This is a genomic window from Gardnerella sialicivorans subsp. sialicivorans (assembly GCF_056746795.1).
Genome location: NZ_JBWPXA010000006.1, coordinates 1 through 19,610, shown reverse-complemented (window position 1 = coordinate 19,610; position 19,610 = coordinate 1). Strand labels below are relative to the sequence as shown.

Here is a 19,610-nt window from a genome sequence, read left to right as displayed (position 1 = left end):
CTATACTCTAATAATACAGAAGCCGGGCTTAGAAAATATGATTTGTACTATTCCTCTTTAGGCTTAACTGCACTCATCTCTACAGTTTCAGTATTATCTGCGATTTGTGAATCTTCCAAATCTTCGACTGAATCATCTGAATCATCATCCGAATCGTCATCTGAATCATCATCAAAATCATCTTCCGAATCGTCATCTGGAGCAAATTGCGCATCATCTTCACTAATGCCAACTTCGTCCATAATCGCATCATTAAGATGTTCCAAATCGTAGTCAATCACAACATCTTCTGGATTTTCTTCGTCTTCAATATCTGCATACTGCTCTTCTAAGCGGTCAAGCAAAGCGTCAAGCTCAATCGCCTCATCGCTTCGCCCAGCCTCTTCAAGGAAGTACTGCTCCGCTTGAACAGCGCGCATTCTATACTCGCCAGGCAAGCCCTTAGACCTGCCCATTGCGTGAACAAGCTCAATCGCCTTATCTGCATGGTTTGTATCTGCCAAAACGCCTGCGTACACAAGGAACATTTCTGCTTTAACTTCGCCGCTAACACTTTTAGCTTCATCCGACATGCAAATTTCCAGCGCTTTATCGAGGTTGCCCATGCCGCGCTCGCAATCTGCAATAAATGGAAGATAATCCGTGTAGCCATTCATTCGCATAGCTGTTCTAAACTCGCGCGCAGCAAGCTTGTAATCGCCTTGACGGTACGCAATAAATCCTAGTGTTTCGCGCGAAAAATCAATGCGAGACGCCTGCTTTGCAGCCCACTTTGCGTGTTCTAAAGCAAGCTCTGGGTCTTCGTCTTGCAAAGCGTATGCAGCAAGAATATGCAAGCCAATGTTTTCGGAATGCTCCTTAGAAAGACCGCGCAAACGCTCGCGAGATTCCTTAGAAAGCATTGAATATTCTAAGCCCTTAGGCATTTTTGGCTCGCCCGGACGCCTATCTGTATACGGGTTTTGAGATGGGTAAGAAACAGTTCCATCCGAGTTTCTACGAGGTCCATTTTCAAAGCGGAAAGATGACTTTGAATCGCGCTTTCTAGAATCGTTCTTCTTAAATCCACTCTTGTGGAAGCCATCCTTGTGGAATCCGCCGCGATTATCTTCAAAGCGTCGATCATTGCGTTCTGAGCGGTCAAACTTGCGATCGCCACGCTCTGAGCGATTATCTCGATTATCGCGATTATACTTATCAAACTTCTTGTATCTTGGATTGCCCGATTCCTTTGAATCAGATTCAAAACCACGATTTGTGCGCTTATCGTAATCGCTGTGATTGTATCGATTATCGCGATTGCGCTTATCTTCGCGATTATATCTATCTTCGCGATTATCTTTTCTGTCAAATCTGCGATTATCGCGATCAAACCTGCGCTCGCTATCGCCATCAAACTTGCGATCCGAGTTCTTCTTAAAACCGCTCTTATAGAAACCATCTTTGTGGAAACCGCCGCGATGCTCACCATCTTTGTGGAATCCATCCTTATGGAATCCACCGCGATGCTCACCATCCTTGTGGAACCCACCCTTATGGAATCCTCCACGACGCTCACCGTTTCCACCATTTTTACCGCCATTTTGACGGCTAAAATGGCCACGATTACCAAACGACTTACCACTACGCGATCCGCGTTCTTCGCCCATTATTGGCATACCTTTCAAAGTCTAAAAATATAAAATTATACTAAAATCTAATGTTAAAAACAAATCAAGCGCGCTTAAAACTACGCACGCTCAACAGCGCCAATAGCCTTCTTGCCTCTACGAAGCAAAGCAAAACGACCGTGCAAGAATGAGCTATCGCTCAAAACGTCATCAACGCTTTCCACGCGATTATTGTTAACGTACAATCCGCCAGCTTCAATAGCTCTACGAGCCTCGGAAATAGTACGGAACAATCCTGCAGCAACAGCGGCCTCAACAACACGATCTGCAACATGCGCTTTAGCAAATTCCAAAGTGCCATCTTGTGCTTTAACTTTAACGCCATCTAAAGCAGCTTCAAGAGTTTGCTCGTCAATTCCAGCTAAATCACCCTTACCAAAAAGCGCTCCAGAAGCAGCAATCGCCTGATTTGTAACATCCTCGCCATGCACAAAACTTGTAACTTCCCAAGCGAGCACACGCTGAGCTTCACGACTTCCTGGATCTTCTTGAATTTGCTTTTCCAAACGCTCAATCTCGCTCTTAGGCAAGAACGTAAAAGCCTTAAGAAGCTTAACAACTTCATCGTCTGGCTGATTAAACCAGAATTGATAGAAGCGATAAGGGCTAAGCATTGTAGGATCAAGCCACATTGCGTTACCCTCAGATTTTCCAAACTTACGACCTTGATTATCCGTAATAATTGGGCTTGTAAACACGTTTACAGAAGCTCCGCGAACCTTACGAATCAAATCCATGCCAGAAGTCAAATTACCCCACTGATCAGATCCGCCAAGTTGCAAAGTAACATTGTAATTATCAAACAAGTACAAAAAGTCGTTTCCTTGCAAAACTTGGTAGCTAAACTCAGCGAAAGAAATGCCTTCGTCGGAGTTTAAGCGGCGAGCAACAATATCTTTAGAAAGCATTGTGCCAACCCTAAAGTTCTTGCCAACATCGCGCAAAAAGTCAATAGCAGACATTTTAGAAACCCAGTCGTAGTTGCTTACAAAACGAACAGGATTTTCTCCATCAAGAGGCAAAATACGGCCGATTTGCTTGCGCAAACGCTCCGCCCATCCAGCAACAATATCTTTAGAATTAAGCGTGCGCTCTCCGCTTTGGCGAGGGTCTCCAATCAAGCCAGTAGCACCACCAACCAAAGCAATAGGATGATGGCCTGCAGCTTGCAAATGACGCATGTTAATAAGCTGAACAAGATTGCCAATATGAAGCGATGCAGCAGTAGGATCGTAGCCGCAATAATAAGTTAATGGTTCTCCGTCAAGTGCTTGAGCAAGTTGATTTTCGTCAGTAGATTGAGAAATCAATCCACGCCACTTTAGCTCTTCAAACAAAGAAGCAAATCCAGCTTCTTTGTAATTCCTCACCTGAGCCATTTATATCTCCTTATTATTGCAAAAATTACCGAAAGTATCGGGCGCATTTGCGCGCTACAAGCCTTTCAATTTTGGCAGCACATGGAGACACTCTTATAAGCTGTTCCGTCGCTTACAGATTCAGCGAATTTCTTATACTCACTAATCGCAAGCTGAGCTTGATTAATTTGCTCTTTTACGCGCACAAAAGCTGTTCCACCTTTGCCGCATCTAGAAGAAACAGAGCCATAGCTAGAAAGAACAAGTCTAAGATCTGGTATTTTATTTGCATCAATAACGCCGTCTAAAATCGTTGCATAATCGTCGTTACTCAAATCGCTTAAATCGCATTTAAGACTTTCGGCACGTTTTACGCATAATCCCGATAACGTATGCGCATTGCGGAAAGGAACGCCTTGTTTTACAAGCCATTCTGCAATGTCTGTAGCAAGAGCGAAACCAGTTGCAGACTGCTCAAGCAAGCGAGGCGTATTAAATCGCATTGTTCTAACCATTCCTGCAAATGCTGGAAGCAAAACTTCTAGAGTGTCGATTTGATCAAAAACCGCTTCTTTATCTTCTTGCAAATCGCGAGCATATGCGGTTGGAAGACCTTTAAGAGTGGCCATTAATCCAGTTAAATCTCCGATTAATCGCCCTGCTTTTCCTCTAGCAAGCTCCGCAATATCTGGATTCTTCTTTTGAGGCATAATCGAAGAGCCAGTAGAATAAGCATCGTCTAAAGTTACGAACGCAAATTCTTGAGTATTCCATATAATAATCTCTTCGCTTAAGCGAGAAATATCAACGCCAATCATAGATGCAATAAACGCAAATTCCGCAACAACATCGCGGCTTGCTGTAGCATCAATCGAATTCGCGCAAACAGCGGAAAAACCAAGCTCTTTAGCAACTTCTTCGGGGTCTAAGCCAAGAGTATTGCCAGCCAATGCCCCTGCCCCGTATGGGCTTTTGTTTGCGCGCAAATCCCAGTCCGCAAGACGATTTACGTCTCGCAAAAGCGGCCAAACATGAGCCATTAGCTGGTGTGCAAGCAAAATTGGTTGAGCGTGTTGCATATGAGTGCGGCCAGGCATTACAGCGTCTTTTGCTTCTAAAGATTGAGCGACTAAAGCATTGCAAACATCTAGCACGAGTGCCGCTAATGCGCGCGCGTGTCTGCGCAAAAACATGCGTATTAAAGCTGCGATTTGGTCGTTTCTAGAGCGGCCAGCTCTAAGTTTTCCACCAAGTTCGCTTCCTGCAATCTCAAGCAAACCGCGCTCTAATGCTGTTGCTTCGTCCTCATCTTCTTCAATTGGAGCAAAAGTGCCATTATCTACGCGGTTTTGCAACTCGTCTAGCGCTTTGCAAAGATCTGCGTATTCTTGATTTGTTAATAAACCTGCACGATGCAAAGCGTGGGCGTGTGCGCGAGAGCCTGCAATATCGTCATCCGCTAATCGCCAGTCAAATTGCGTTGACTTGCTAAGCTTTGCGAGTTCTGCAGAAGGCCCCGAGCTAAAACGGCCGCCCCACAAGGCTATTGGATGATTAGTATTGGCATTTGCGCTGTCATTGGCATTTGCATCGTGCATGATTATTCTTTCGTCTTTTTAGTTGTTCTTAGTCGTTCTTAGTCGTTCTTAGTCGTTCTTTGCAACGCGCATATCTCGAGCGGCAGCAACTTTACTGGACAATCCGTAGATTTCAATAAATCCATTGGAAGCGCGCTGGTCGAAGGTATCGGAAGAATCGTAAGTAGCCAAGTTAAAGTCATACAAAGACTCATCCGACTTTCTGCCTGTTACAACAGCCTTTCCTGCGTACAAAGTCATGCGAATATCTCCAGAAACATGCTCTTGCGTCTCGTTTATAAACGCATTCAAAGAACGCACAACTGGCGAGAACCACTGGCCGTCGTACACAAATTCTGCCCACTTTTTGTCTAGAGCACGCTTAAGCCTGTGCTGTTCGCGCTCCAAGCAGCAATTTTCAAGCTCTTGATGCGCTGTAATCAAAGCTTGCGCGCCTGGAACTTCGTACAATTCGCGAGACTTAATGCCAACTAAACGATCTTCAATAATGTCGATTCTGCCAATTCCTTGAGCGCCTGCCCTTTGATTCATCTCTTCAATTGCTTGAAGCGGAGTTACACTGTGGCCGTCAATCGCAACTGGCACGCCTTTTTCAAACGTGATTGTAACTTCGTCTGGAGTTTTAGCTTCCAAAGGATTCTTTGTGTAAGAGTAGCATTCCTCGGTTGGAGCGTTCCACGGATCTTCCAAAAAGCCCGTTTCAATGGCCCTTCCCCAAACGTTTTGGTCAATGGAATATGGGCTTTTCTTGCTTTGAGTAATCGGAAGATTATGGTCGTTTGCAAAAGCGATTTCCACATCTCGAGTAAGCGACAAATCACGAATTGGGCTAATTGCCTTTAATTCTGGGTCCAAAGACTGAATCGCAACTTCAAAACGAACTTGATCGTTTCCTTTACCCGTGCAACCGTGTGCGATTGTGTCGGCGTCAAATTCGTGAGCTGCGTGAACCAAGTGACGAGTAATAAGCGGCCTAGAAAGCGCGGAAACTAAAGGATACACGTCTTCGTACATTGCGTTTGCCTTTAGCGCAAGCATGCAATAGTTATCCGCAAATTCTTCGCGAGCATCAACTACATACGATTCAACAGCACCGCAAGCTAAAGCGCGGTTTTTTATGACTTCGAGCGCTTCTCCGCCTTGACCTACGTTTAATGACACGGCTACAACGTCTTGGCCTGTTTGCTCTTTAAGGTACGGAATTGCTACAGATGTATCGAGGCCACCCGAATACGCCAATACAATACGCTTCTTATTAGTCATAGTGACCTCCCAAGGTCATATATTGAATAAATAAACAATACATAGTATATTATACAAGTCTAGATACAATCTCAACACGCGCAGAAATACGCCATTTTTGGCGATTCGCGCTTAGAAGTACTTAATCAAAAACCAAAACAAAGATAATACTTATACAGTTAACAGATATGCTTATTAGGCATAATTTTAAGGCATAATTTTAAGGCACAATTTTATAAGCATAATTTATAAACATCATCACAAATGCGTTATAAATATTTTTTATTCGGAACTGTTAACTCAACCTTAAACCCACCGTATTTGCTTCTGCTTATATCAACCGCTCCATTATGAGCGCCAATAATCTGCTGAACAATTAGCAGACCCAAACCATGCCGCTGTTCTGCAGTACTTGTATCGCAAATCATATAGTGCGGTGCATGATTAAGCTTTTCGATTTTTTCATCTGAAGCACCTATACCATTATCCTCAACGCAAATAATACAATTGTTATTATTTGCAGCAACGGATACATAAATCGTACACCCATTTTCATTGTGAGATATGCTGTTCTGAATAAGATTAGATATTGCTCGTTTTAATAAATCTTTGTCTACGCTAATATTGCAAACAGTCAATTTAGCATCTGTTTCCCATTTAATCGAAAACTCATCTTGCATACCCATATTCATAAAATCCACAACAACTTGCCTAACAACAGCAACAACATTTTCTTCTTTTTTCATAATTGGTTGCATATTATATTCAAGTTTTGAAGCCAAATTAAGGTCATTAATCAAATTCTTCATTCTTGCACTTTGCTTAATAATCATCGTCGCTTTTTTACGATCTTCTTGCGAAATATGTAGAGAATTTTCTAACTGTCCTGCATACCCCATAACCATAGATAACGGAGTACGAATATCATGTGAAACTCCAGCTATCCAATTCGCTCTTGCAGTCTCCTTTTTTCTCAATTGCTCTTTTTGTATTTGCAAAATATCGGAAGCAGAATTTATGTTAGATGAAATTTCTGAAAGTGCTCCTGTTTCTGGAATATGCACGCTTTCTCCACTAGATAAACGTTGTATCCCTTTTGTAATCGGATTAATTGATTTTAGTAGTTTTATATTAGCTATTAAATAAATTCCAAGAATAAGCAAAATGTTGATGAAGAATACGCTTAAAACAATCTGCGGAAAATTTGAGATTAAACTGTAGTTCCAACTTGGTCGCGTATGTTTCCAAAAGCTGTTATGCGGAAATCCGACTACAACAACTCCATTCTTATTTTTGCCAGTGTAAGTTGGATAACCATCAATGTAGCCAACGCTCAAATTAGCTATATCAGACAAAGTATAATCGTTTGGAATACCCGCAGGGACATTTTCTGTTTTCCACACGACTTTCAACGCATTATTATCAATCAAAATTGCCCATGCGCCAGAATTTGTTAATTTGGAAGACATATTTTTTGATAATACATAATCCCCACTTGCGGATAATTGTAATGCTTCACCTGTCTCTTTTGCTATGTTATAAGGAGACATCTCTTTATCGGGTGCGTAATTCCCTATAAGTACAACAAACGCAATAATATTCATTAATACTATGAGCACAGAGCTTAGTAGAAAAATACTTATAAAACGTTGTATTAGTTTTGGTATGCTTTTCATTCTGCTTTACTCCACAATCAGCTTGTATCCTAAGCCTTTTACTGTTACCAATGAAACAGGCTGCGATGGATTGAGTTCTATTTTTTCTCTGATACGACGTATATGCGCCATTAAAGAATTTTCATATCCAAAAGGATTATCACCCCATGCAGCTTCACATAACGCGTCAATTGTTACGATACGTCCCGCATTTCTATATAAAGCAGAAAGCAAATCGTGTTCTTTGGCTGTAAGTGGAATATGTTCGTTATTTTTTATTACTTGGGCAGAAGAAAAATCAATCTGACTATTTTTCAGTTTAACAACAGGATTTTCGCTCTTGTAGCTTCGTCTTAAAATTGCCATAATACGAAAAGTTAGCTCTTTTGGAAGAAAAGGCTTTACAATATAATCGTCTGCTCCTAAGTCAAATCCCTTAAACTTATCTTCATCCTCACCGCAAGCAGTAAGAAACAAAACAGGACAATCACTATATTGTTTTATCTTCTCCATTAACTCAAATCCATTACCGTCAGGGAGCATAACATCAAGGATTGCTAATTCTGGACGTAATTTTTGTGTTGCCCCTACAGCATCTTTCATGCTTTTTGCAGTAGTTATATTATAAAAACCGTATTCATTTAATATGGATACAACCATATCTAAAAGTTCCTGCTCGTCATCGACAAGCAGAATATGCTTGTTCAACAAATAATCATCCTGATTCATGGAGCGCCCCCTAACATATATTATGCCATGTGAATATTCATTTTTTGACCTCGCATAAAAATGTAAGGTAGATGTAAGGTGAAGAGAATGTTGTAGAAAGGTTGACGCAATATCATAAATCCTGAAAGGAGATATTGCCATGAACAATATTGTTACAACAGAACATTTAACAAAAAAATATAAATCATTTATTGCTGTTAATGATGTTTCACTTCATATTCGCAAAGGTAGCATTTATGGCTTTCTTGGACCGAATGGAGCTGGAAAATCTACAACAATGAAAATGCTCCTAGGACTTACAGCTCCAACAAAAGGTGTATTTACAATCGACGGAAAGCGGTTTCCTGCTGACCGCATACCTATTCTGAAAGAAATAGGCTCGTTTATTGAATCCCCATCTTTCTATGCAAATCTAACAGGTAGAGAAAATCTTGACATTATACGTCGCATTTTAGAACTACCTAAGAGTGCAGTTGATGACGCATTAGAATTAGTAGGTCTTTCTGAGTTTGGAGACCGTCTTGCAAAAAAATATTCGCTTGGCATGAAGCAAAGGCTTGGTCTTGCTGGAGCATTGCTTGGTAGACCACCTATTTTGATTTTAGATGAGCCAACAAATGGACTCGATCCATCTGGTATACACGAAATCCGAAATCTGATTAAGTCGCTGCCAGATCTTTACGATTGCACGATTCTTATATCTTCTCATATGCTATCCGAAATTGAGCTTATTGCAGATGATATTGGAATACTTAATCACGGACACTTGTTATTTGAAGGTAGTTTAGATGAACTACGACAGCATGCATTACAATCTGGTTTTGCTTCCGACAATTTGGAAGATATGTTCCTATCCATGATTGATGAAGACAATAAGATCAGGAAGCAGAGTGCAAGACTATGAAAACGCTTGTAATCGAACTCAAAAAATGCAAGAGGACTGGCTTTATAGCTCTTATGATTGCTATTGGCGTTATGGGAGCAGCGTACGCTTTTGTGAATTTTATTGTACGAAAAAATACATTATTAAACCTGCCTTTAGCTCCTATGGATATTCTTCTTACACAGCTTTACGGCATGATTATGGTGTTAAACATGTTCGGCATAATAGTCGCCGCATGCATTATCTACAACATGGAATTTAAGGGAAATGCAGTAAAAAAGATGCATATGCTTCCTATGAGTGTTCCAACTATGTACCTATGCAAATTTATGCTGCTGACCGTTCTGTTACTAATCGCTATTTGCATACAAAATTTAGCACTTGCAAAAATCGGTGTAACAGATTTGCCACAAGGCACGTTTAATGTAAGTACTCTTATATCTTTTGCCGCATATTCATTTATTACGTCAATGCCTGTATTGTCCTTTATGATTTTTGTATCATCACGATTTGAAAACATGTGGGTAACGCTTGGAATTGGTGTAGCAGGATTTTTAAGCGGCATGGCATTGGCTTCTTCAGACATTGTGCTTTTTATGGCATCACCTTTTATAGTTATGCTAAAACCAGCAGTTGCCATGAGCGCGCAACCTAATACTACGGTCGTAATCGTATCCATAGTTGAAACACTTCTGTTTTTATGTTCTGGATTGTGGGCGGCTAAGAACCTGCACTATGAATAAAAACACGCACTATAAGTAAAAACTTGCACTATATAACTATGAATAAGGAGATTATGAAAATGAGATTTTTTGAACTTCTTAGAATCGAATTTAAGAAAGTAAAGCGTAGTAAAATTATTCCTTTGATTTTTATTGCACCACTAATTGTGGTTGGATCTGGTGTAGCAAGTCTTCATAAATACTTCACTCCGGAATATACACACGCGTGGGCTGCTATGTTTATTCAAAGCGCATTAGTCTACTCATATTATCTGCTTCCGCTTAGTATGATTGTTATTTGCGTGATGATTGCAGGACGAGAAACAAGCAATAACGGCATATTAAAAATGTTGGCTCTGCCTGTTAGCAGATACGCGATTTCTGCTGCAAAATTTTGCGTACTGCTATTTTATTTGCTTATGGAAATGGTCGTATTTTTTGCCGTATTCGTTATAGCAGGATTGTTTGCAACCAGTAGCACAGGCGTTACAGAAACGTTACCAATTATGTATCTACTAAAATGGTGTTTAGATCTGTTTTTGACTATGATTCCAAGCGTAATAGTCATGTGGGCGATTACTGTGCTTTTTGAAAAGTCAATGTTATCCGTTGGATTAAATATACTTCTTGTAATTCCTGGCGTATTAATAGCAAATACTCCACTTTGGATAGTTTATCCATATTGTTACAGCGGATATATGGTTTCCCGCTCTCTACATGCCGTTACTTCAACTGGACTAGGGAACGGATTTAATCTTATCCCATTTTTGCCATGTGCAATTGCAATATCTGTGTTCGTATTTTTGATTGCAATAACACAATTTGGTAAAAAAGAGATGAGATAACAATGGATATTAGATAACAATGCAGATGTGACTTGCAAAATCGCGTATAAGGTTTTAGCTATACGCAAAAACGCGTAAAACGTTCAAAACGCTCAAAACGCAGTATGAAAATAAATAGAACAAAAACAAAAAGCTTTCGGTTTTGAATGCCCCTAGTAGCAAACAAAACCGAAAGCAATACACTCAACACTCAAAACCCCGCAACAAACGAGTATCTGATGCAGGCTAGCAGGCTTTATGCATCCTTATCACTTTTACAAAAGTTATTTTTGTATATTTTAGTCATAAATTCTATTGACTTCTTTATGTCTTCATCGCTAGGCTTTGTGCGCTTAACATTATTTTGGGTTGCAACTTTAACACATTCCTTATGACTGCATTTTGTAACATCCAAATTCGTAGAATTACCAGGATGATCAATATAGTTCCTAATATATGTGCTCATAGATCTATCACGTTTACAATATTTCCCGCTAGTAGTGTTAACATGATTATTATCAGTACGATTTTTAGGCTCATTTTTAATTAGCCATCCGTCAAAACTACTTATATCATCTGATACAGCCCCATTTTCCCCATTACTCGCTTCTTTCATAGCCTTCTTATGTAGAGCATTAAAAAGCTCAATATGATATTCAACACTAGGCATATCAAATGCACAATAGTTTATTTCTCCCCACGTTGGAGAGTATTCCCCAGACACGTTCAGCATCTCTTTTTTATTAAATACGCTATATCGTTCTTTGCTATTCGTATTTTCTTTACTTGCCTCTTCCTTACTAAATATATTTAATTTGTTTTTTAAGCTTGGTTTATTATCAGAATTTTGATTAACTTCATAGAACGCCTTCAACAAATATGGAGAATGCGTTGTTATAAGAATCTGAGATTTTTGTGATAATTTATTAAATGATTTCATAAGCTTATTTTGCGCATTTGGATGCAGGAATGTTTCCGGCTCATCAATGCAAAATATAACTGGCTTTTCTACACTGTCTTCAGATTTATTATTTGTCTCCGCATATAACTGAATCAGACTCAAAGCCAGCGCTCTCTGCATACCTGTTCCCTTTTGGCACACTGGCGTAGCAATTCCATTATCAGATACAAGTACAACACCATTTTTGAAGAAACTATCTATTTCCGGTAGTTCAAAATCGAATTTTACTTCGCCCTCTCCGTATTGCTCATCTAGTATTTTTGTTACTTTGCGCTCTGTATCTTCCAGTATTTTCTGTAAGCCTTTGTCTCCAAACGCTTCTTTGTGCGCATCCTTAAGCTTTCCCCATAAAGTTTTATTACCGTTTCCATCATCTTCTCTTTGAAAATCTTTTGTTAAATCATTTATTATTTTTCCTATTATCTTTGTCTTACCAAAATCTTGATATTCTTCATTCTTTAAGTCGGAATACACAAATTGCACATCAAACAACGCTGCAATGGTTTTATCAATTCCCGTAGGATTTTCGTATCTTTTAATTCCTTCTTCATTGGAGTTTGGATTGTAAACCCTTATGTTTTTAATATCAAGATTAACAGTTTTCTTACCTTGCACAATAGAAGTACTCTTGGAACTTCTTAGTATTCTTATGCTACAAGTTTCATCATCGCAATTTTCCTTATTGCACTTTTCTTTTATAAGATAGTCTTGGTATTTTTTTAGACCAGAGTTATCGCTATTAACTAATTTTTCAATATCTGTACCTGTAAATTCAATTTCAACACTTACATCTTCTGACTCTTTACCCTTTGTTATATATTCTTCTTTACTCTTTCCCGATTGTATAAATTCAATTGCTCTAAAAATTGTTGTTTTACCGCAATTATTATTTCCAACAAAAAAATTAATTCCGTCCGATAATTTTAATTCATGCCTTCCAGCAAAACTCTTAAAATTATTTAATATTATTTTTGAGATATACATATCAAACTCCTTACATAAGTTATATGCAGAATACTTATTTTCTTTCTAAAGAATAAATATGTTCATGATTAAAAAACAGCATATTTGCATAGATTATAGCTCTTATGAGCGTTATATAACTTTTACGATTATTAGCAACAATCGTTTTGCTTTTTATTAGTACCTTTACAACACGACTATGTGCTATAAATTTCTAACTGTTACAGTTAAAACACGACTGAAACAGTTTGGTATAGTAAAGGGATGAATGGATTAACCATTCACCCCTTTACTATTTTGTAAACACTAGAACTGTCATTACGTAATGCCTAACAAATTACAAAAACATAACCATTAAGCTTAAAGACAATTCCAAATCAGTGCTTAGTGACGAGCCTTGCGAACAGCAGCACCCATGCCAGCAAGCATGGTGGCAGCCAAAGCAGTCAAAGTTACGCCAACACCAGTACCAGTGTGGGTGTTACCGCGCTTGTCCTTGCCATTCTTGTTCTCAACCTCAGTCTTAGCACCAGCAGCAGCAGCGCCAGCCTTACCAGCAGCAGCATTTGCACCAGCGGCAGCACCGTTAGCACCTGGCTTAGCAGGAACAGGGGTCACAACGCCTGGAACACCTGGAAGAGTAGTTGGAACCAATGGGTCAGTAATCTGTGGAAGATCAGCTGGAAGCTTCACACCGTCTTTAACAGCATCATTGTAAGCAGCCTTGTAGGCTTCCGAAGCAGCATTGTAAGCAACAGCAGCCTGCTCAGCCTCACGCTTAGCCTTACCAAACTCAAGATTAGCCTTATCGAAAGCCGTCTGAGCAGCAGCCTGCTCAGCATCAGCACGATTCTGAGCATCAACCAAATCGTTGTAAGCAGTTGGATCCTTAAGATTCAAACCATTAGCCTCAGCATCAGAAACAGCCTTCTGAGCAGCCTTGAAGTTAGCCTTAGCCATCTTCAAAGCAGCATCAGCCTTCTCCAAAGCCTCAAACTTCTCATTGTAAGTCTTAAGCTTAGCAGCATGATCAGCCTCAGCAGCATCCTTCTTGGTCTTAGCCTCAGAAACAACAGCAACGTGATGAGCCTTGGAATGAGCAGCCTCATAAGCAGCCTTATCACGAGCTTCCTTTTCAGCCTTCTCCTGTGCTACCTTTTCCTTAAGCTCATAGTAAGCACGGTTGTACAAATTGTCCAACTTGGTCTGCTCAGTAGTGAGAGCAGTTTTTGCTGCCTTCAAAGCGTCAGCTTGCTCTTTACCCTTATTTGGAGTGCTTTCATTATAATCTTTTCCAAATGTAAGCTTTGCTGCATCAACAGCCTTCTGCGCCTCATCAACAGCAGTTTGCTTCTCTGCAACAACCTTCTTTTGATTCTCAATAGCAGTATCTTTCGCTGCAAGAGCTGCTGTATCTTCAGTGAGAATCTGATCAGGAGTCTTAGCGGCATCAGCAGCAAAAGCTGGGGTGGCCATTGCGAAGCCGGCAAGCAAAGTTGCGCCAGCAGCGAAAGCGGCGATAGCCTTCTTATTCATCATTTTATTTCCTTTCTTCTTCTCCTATGCGTTAGGGGCGCATAGAAAAATTTGCCTTTGCGGTTTCCCGCGTAGTAACCGTGAACTAGGGATTCATCGGTAACTGACTTAAAAGATACAACATGCTCTACCGAAAATCAACTAAAACATTCAGCTAACGTTAAGGTTTGTTCTAAATATTTTATTGCAAATTTACTAAATTAAAACTATTTGCCGTAAATTTTACACATAAATCACTATCAAACCGTAAAAATACGCATTTCAAGTTTTTTGAAGAATTTTCCCAGGTTTTTTTAAGGTAAGCTTTTCGCGCGTGTCGTAAAACAAATAATGGGAAAAGAATCAGGAAAATCGTTCGCACGGATTAGCCGTGCGAACGTCTTCGCCGCCGCAGAAGCAGTGCTTCTGCCTTGAGTGGCTCAGCGCTCCGAATTGCCTTTTCGCGCTACGCTCTAAGCAAAAAGGCAATTCGTAGCGCCCGCGCAATACCAAATAGGAAAATCGCTCGCGCGGTTAACAATCATTGTAAAGAACTCGTAGACGCTGAAAACATGGTAATGCGTAAAATCAGCATGCAAAACGAGATTAAACGCCAAAACTTTCAACATAACCTAGAAACAGTAAAACAACAAAACACGACCCAAACTAGCAACACGACTAAAAACAGTGGAAACACTACGACTAGCACAAACACTACGACTGGTGGAAAATCCAAGACTGGCGAAAAAACCAAAACTAGCAGAAAAGATGAAGCCAACGGAAAGAGTGAAGCCAACGGAAAAGACGCAAAAATCAAAGATAGTTGACACATTTTGCGCGACTCTACAGCAATTCATGATATGGTAAACAACAAAACAACAAAAAAAAACAAAAAAAAACAAGGAGCGCCTTATGTCGTACACTAATGGCGAAAAATTTCTACATGGAAAAAACGCACAATCCAGCATAAAAGCCATATTAAATATGTGCAAAAACAATGGCTATATACACGATTATGTGTCTCAATACAGAGTTGGAAAAGATGGATTCTCTAACAAAAATCAATTCTATGCTCCCTTTTTAGTAAATTTTGACTCTGGAGAAAAATGGGCTATTTTTTCAACCACCTCTATGCGAACAGATCGAATCAAAGGTCAACAGTGGGACGCTGCAAATATTAAAGATATTAACCCCAAAGTAAAGAAAGCATATTTAGTTTACTCAGATGAACTACAACAAAAAGATATACTTGATTTTAAGCATCAAAACGAAAAATATTTAAACAAGAATGAATACTCTGCAATTGACGAAATTATAAGTCAAAATGATTTCTATAATCTGATTGAATCTACTTCAATGGCCAAACTTAACAATGGACAGATCAAAAATCTTCAAGGAAAAAAATTTGAAAATCGAGTAGCCGCAATTCTATCCGATAAGGATAATCTCAAAAAATATGAATCCAACGATAAAACACTCATAGGAGTAAATTATCCAATTTTTAATAAAATTATTTCTTCGCTCAATATAAAAGAAAAAATAAACGAAATAAAAGCAACTGCAGATACATCATTAATTGGAAAACTCCCTAATGGGGGGAATCCTAAAACGGACGTTTATACAATAATCACTACAGATACGGGTAAAAAAATAATTACTATAAGTTGCAAAAGGTCTAGTTCAAAAAACGTTAGCGTACACGAGTACACTGCTAATGCATTCGCCGATACTTTAGACCCTACCAATAATACGCTAAGAGATTTATTAAATGAGTTTCAATTAAACCCGTCACTATCATCGTTCGGCTTAGCAAACAGAGAAAAACTAACGAATGCATTACAACCTTATTTAGATAAATTAACTAAATGGGTTCTTGCAGGCATTGGAGGGAGTGGAGACCAAAACAAACAATGGGCAACCCACATTCTAACATATGACAATAATGATAACTCAATCGCCTTCCACACTATAGATGATTATATATCTGCTTTGCACGCGAATGGCGTTCGTGGACATTTTGGGACTGTTTTTCATTGGACATATCCATCTAAAAAACGAGGGAAAAGCATTCAGCTTAAATGCAAAATAATAAAATAAAGGTAAGGGCATTAAAAATCTTAGCCTTTACCAATTGATTACTACATTAACGCATTAACGCATTAACGCATAGATTTTTTCAGTTTGGCTTTCATTGCATCCGCAACAGCCTTCATCATTGGTACAGCAACGGAATTACCAAATTGTCTATACATTTGTGTTCTTGATACAGGAACAATAAAATCATCTGGAAAACCCATCAATCTTTTGCATTCTAGCTCACTGTACATTCTGATTCCCGTTTCTCCATCTTTAATAAATGTTCCTGTAAGCCTTTGTATTTTATGATAACTAGCACATAGAGTATTAACTTGTATATTTGATTGAAAATCGATTATTTGTGGCTTGCCATCATCCTTTTTAAATAGATAACTAGCTTGAAGATGTTTTGAAATAGAATAACCTATAGGATTATGCTCTAATATGTTTTTGATAGGAACCCTTTTCGACTTGTCTCCTTCTGGAATATCAAAATCTTCTATATTTAAATCTTCCCTAAAACCCACTATAACCACGCGCTCTCTACGCTGAGGTAGCCCAAAATTTTGAGCATCTAACACTTTATAGAATATTGAATACTTAAGTGCTTCCAAACTTTCAATGATTACCTTAAACGTATTTCCATGATCATTAGTAAGTAGGCCTTTTACGTTTTCAAGCAAAAACATCTTTGGCATTTTTTCACGTAGAATACGCAAAACATCAAAAAATAAGGTCCCCTGAGTTTCGTGGGAAAATCCTTCTCTTTTGCCAATATTACTAAACGGCTGACAAGGAAAGCCTGCTAAAAGAACATCATGATTAGGAATATCTACTTCATTAATTTTAGTTATATCTCCAAATGGTTTCTCGCCATAATTAGCTTCATAAGTTTTAGCAGCAAACTGATCCCACTCAGAACTAAAAACACACCTTGTGTTATTGTCCTCAAACCCCTTTCTAATTCCCCCAATGCCAGCAAATAAATCAATAAAGGTTAGTTTCAAAGGTTTACTCAAATTAATGTTATTGTTATAGGTTGAAGGTTCATCTTTGCAATTATCGTTTTTATCGGTTTGACACTTAGTTTGCTTCATACCAAGCTCAATTAGCTTTACACATTTTTTGCTAAACGTATTAACATTTTCAATATACAGATGCGAGATATCTTCGATTTGTTCATTTGATAAATAGATTGTTTTACATTTTTTCTTTCTTGTTTTTGCAATAGATTTTCTTCCAGAACCCTTCCTTGCACCACCTCGCATATGTGTGTTACCTTTCACTATGAGTTAGGAATATAGTGTAGCATTTTCCCATTGAATTATCAATGTGTTTTTTCAATATATGCCCGTATTTACAAGAGAATGTTTTACTAAATAGATAGTCAAACATTTACATACGCCACTAATAACTACGAGCACACGTAATAAACCAAAATGCGCTCGATTAAAAAATAGCAAAACCAGAGCGACATGCACTTTTTTACAGAATGAACACAAAAAGATAGATACAAGTACAAAAAACAACAAAACACGACCGCACAACTATGGATGCTACTATCTGGCAATAACTATCCAACAATCACTATCTAGCAATCTTCCGACACTCTTCGATTCTAGCATCCAACCACTCTGCCCTACTACCAATCAGCCCTACTACCACTCTGCCCTACTGCTCTTTGCAATGAGTCCAGTGCTATATTCATACATGTAGGTGCTCTGCATATAAGCATCACTCGGCGACCAGCTTCCATTTGAAGATTTTAAAGCCTTAAACAGAATATAAAGACCACATTTTCCATTCTGAGAGTCCCTGTTATACTGCAGATAAGTAATGTCCGAACGGCTTTCATTCAAAACAAAGTACATATCTCCCTTGGCAGTATAACTCTCCTTGAACGTAAAGCCTTCCGCAGCAAAATACTTATCGAATATCTTAAGCGCTGCATTTCTTTCCTTCTTTGATTCTAAATCACGCGCAGCGGCATCATGCAAATCGGAATTTTTATCTGTCTCTTCAACCTTTAATCTTGTATCTTTCCTGTTATTACGATCAATTCTGCGATACCACTCAGATTCACTTATTTTTGGATCAGTATCAGTTGAATCTTTCATTGGTCGAAGATACTTAAGGAAAAATGGGCCTTCAGACTTATAAAGATAATACTCAAAAGGAGCATACATATCGTCCACGTGCTCTGTGTATGTACCATTATCATTTTGTTTCACAGAATATCTGCCAACAATAAACAAAACGTCAAAAAATACAAGACCTAAGATAATCAATACACAAAGCAGAACATGTAGACAACGAAGTACAATTCTTATACCTATCTTCCGTACACGCGAAATAAGATAGAGATTATAGAAGACACATACAAGAGAAATCGTAATCATCCAAACAACTGGCATTGCCGCGCATATAACATATACCCAAGTCTGCAAAAGCCACTGATTTGGAAGACGTACCGCAGTTATTCCAAAGAATGCAGTTAGAATACCACTTAACACAAAAAAGCAACAAAGGGCCAGTGAGAGTCTACCCTTTCCCCGTTGCTTGCCATAGCTAAGAAAAGATTTATTACGCTCTACATTTGCACTCCTAAAACGGCTGTGTATATTGCGCTGCCAAATAACACAAATAACCCAAATAAGAGAAACTCCAACAAGAAGCAGAATTGCAAAACAATAAGTGATCCATCCAAAAAGCTGTAGCTTATTGGACGCCATAAAAACAGTTCCAATAATCATTAAGATGGAAAAGATTTCCGCACTCGGCTGCAAAACCTTATACTTGGATGATCCCTTATTTGCACTGCGAAGGTTTTCACATATTTGCTCATGTGATTCACAATATAGAGGATTTTTCTCATCTGTAAGAGTATGTTCCTGCTTTTCTTTCTCTTTCGTCGACGAATCTAACATTTTTCTATCCCTATATTCTGTTCCTACATTGCGCTTACGATTTACAATTGTTCTAATTATTTCAGTCGCTTAGTCTGTTCTCTTCTAGCGTAAATAATCGCGAGTATTTCAACTTCTTTTCTACTCTCATCAAAGCATTAAACGTTTTCTCATCCATATAAGCAAGCATATTCGATACGCAATATTAAATATATTAAAGACGTTACTTATGTACAAACCGATACTTATAACACATCAAATCGTCAAAATTTCTCTGAACTTTATGTCATGCTCATAAAAGCAAACAAAATCTCGCTTATCACTGCTACGCTGCCTTAGTGAAAACGGTACAGTATTTACCCAAGCTCCTTAAACCCCGTCTGCCAATGACCGCTAGACTTTAATCGGATATGATTATCCCAACTTTCAAAGTAAGATAAATTAACGTAAGATAAATTAACGTAAGATAAATTAACGTAAGATAAATTAACGTAAGATAAATTAACGT

Annotated in this window: 15 protein-coding genes; 5 read left to right on the top strand and 10 right to left on the bottom strand. The window is 38.8% G+C overall.

Features of this window, described 5'->3' with window-relative positions:
- Positions 1–47: 47 nt before the first annotated feature.
- The 6 genes from AC1EKB_RS05025 to AC1EKB_RS05000 form a co-directional block, all read right to left on the bottom strand.
- Entirely contained in the window at positions 48–1,649 is a 1,602-nt protein-coding gene (locus AC1EKB_RS05025) for a tetratricopeptide repeat protein (RefSeq protein ID WP_481249007.1), read from the bottom strand.
- 80 nt (positions 1,650–1,729) lie between these two features.
- Entirely contained in the window at positions 1,730–3,049 is a 1,320-nt protein-coding gene (tyrS, locus tag AC1EKB_RS05020; protein WP_425663286.1) for a tyrosine--tRNA ligase, read from the bottom strand.
- Between the two features lie 65 nt (positions 3,050–3,114).
- Positions 3,115–4,626 carry an argininosuccinate lyase gene (argH, locus tag AC1EKB_RS05015; RefSeq protein ID WP_481249006.1) on the bottom strand — a complete coding sequence of 504 codons (1,512 nt, stop codon included), beginning with the start codon at positions 4,624–4,626 and terminating at the stop codon, positions 3,115–3,117.
- A 48-nt stretch (positions 4,627–4,674) separates the two neighbouring features.
- The gene (locus AC1EKB_RS05010) at positions 4,675–5,889 is read right to left on the bottom strand and encodes an argininosuccinate synthase (RefSeq protein WP_004132073.1); all 1,215 of its coding nucleotides are present in this window, start codon (positions 5,887–5,889) and stop codon (positions 4,675–4,677) included.
- 248 nt (positions 5,890–6,137) lie between these two features.
- Entirely contained in the window at positions 6,138–7,544 is a 1,407-nt protein-coding gene (locus AC1EKB_RS05005; RefSeq protein ID WP_481249005.1) for a sensor histidine kinase, read from the bottom strand.
- A gap of 6 nt (positions 7,545–7,550) precedes the next feature.
- Positions 7,551–8,252: a response regulator transcription factor gene (locus AC1EKB_RS05000; protein ID WP_415693975.1), complete on the bottom strand. Its 702-nt coding sequence runs from the start codon at positions 8,250–8,252 to the stop codon at positions 7,551–7,553.
- A 139-nt stretch (positions 8,253–8,391) separates the two neighbouring features.
- On the opposite strand from AC1EKB_RS05000, the gene AC1EKB_RS04995 reads away from it, so the two are divergent.
- From AC1EKB_RS04995 to AC1EKB_RS04985, 3 genes are read left to right on the top strand one after another with little or no spacing between them, the layout of a single operon-like run.
- A complete protein-coding gene (locus AC1EKB_RS04995; protein ID WP_415693974.1) occupies positions 8,392–9,156 on the top strand; it encodes an ABC transporter ATP-binding protein in 765 nt (254 codons plus the stop codon).
- Positions 9,153–9,878 (top strand): ABC transporter permease, encoded by a 726-nt coding sequence (locus tag AC1EKB_RS04990; RefSeq protein ID WP_116438328.1) that lies wholly within the window; start codon positions 9,153–9,155, stop codon positions 9,876–9,878. The genes AC1EKB_RS04995 and AC1EKB_RS04990 overlap by 4 nt, the downstream gene beginning before the upstream one ends.
- A 59-nt stretch (positions 9,879–9,937) precedes the next feature.
- Positions 9,938–10,702 (top strand): ABC transporter permease, encoded by a 765-nt coding sequence (locus AC1EKB_RS04985; RefSeq protein ID WP_481249004.1) that lies wholly within the window; start codon positions 9,938–9,940, stop codon positions 10,700–10,702.
- A 235-nt stretch (positions 10,703–10,937) separates the two neighbouring features.
- On the opposite strand, the gene AC1EKB_RS04980 is transcribed toward AC1EKB_RS04985, so the two are convergent.
- The gene (locus AC1EKB_RS04980; protein ID WP_481249003.1) at positions 10,938–12,626 is read right to left on the bottom strand and encodes an ATP-dependent nuclease; all 1,689 of its coding nucleotides are present in this window, start codon (positions 12,624–12,626) and stop codon (positions 10,938–10,940) included.
- A 363-nt stretch (positions 12,627–12,989) separates the two neighbouring features.
- Complete coding sequence (locus tag AC1EKB_RS04975) at positions 12,990–14,144, bottom strand: hypothetical protein (RefSeq protein WP_481249002.1); 1,155 nt, start codon at positions 14,142–14,144, stop codon at positions 12,990–12,992.
- Positions 14,145–14,692: 548 nt separating this feature from the next.
- Between AC1EKB_RS04975 and AC1EKB_RS04970 the strand changes: the two genes are divergently transcribed.
- A complete protein-coding gene (locus AC1EKB_RS04970) occupies positions 14,693–14,947 on the top strand; it encodes a hypothetical protein (RefSeq protein ID WP_481249001.1) in 255 nt (84 codons plus the stop codon).
- Positions 14,948–15,032: 85 nt separating this feature from the next.
- A complete protein-coding gene (locus tag AC1EKB_RS04965) occupies positions 15,033–16,217 on the top strand; it encodes an MspI family type II restriction endonuclease (protein ID WP_481249000.1) in 1,185 nt (394 codons plus the stop codon).
- 62 nt (positions 16,218–16,279) lie between these two features.
- On the opposite strand, the gene AC1EKB_RS04960 is transcribed toward AC1EKB_RS04965, so the two are convergent.
- Together AC1EKB_RS04960 and AC1EKB_RS04955 are read right to left on the bottom strand one after the other, a co-directional pair.
- Positions 16,280–17,464 carry a DNA cytosine methyltransferase gene (locus AC1EKB_RS04960; protein WP_481248999.1) on the bottom strand — a complete coding sequence of 395 codons (1,185 nt, stop codon included), beginning with the start codon at positions 17,462–17,464 and terminating at the stop codon, positions 16,280–16,282.
- Positions 17,465–17,854: 390 nt separating this feature from the next.
- Positions 17,855–19,123 (bottom strand): YcxB family protein, encoded by a 1,269-nt coding sequence (locus AC1EKB_RS04955; RefSeq protein ID WP_481248998.1) that lies wholly within the window; start codon positions 19,121–19,123, stop codon positions 17,855–17,857.
- Positions 19,124–19,610: the final 487 nt, after the last annotated feature.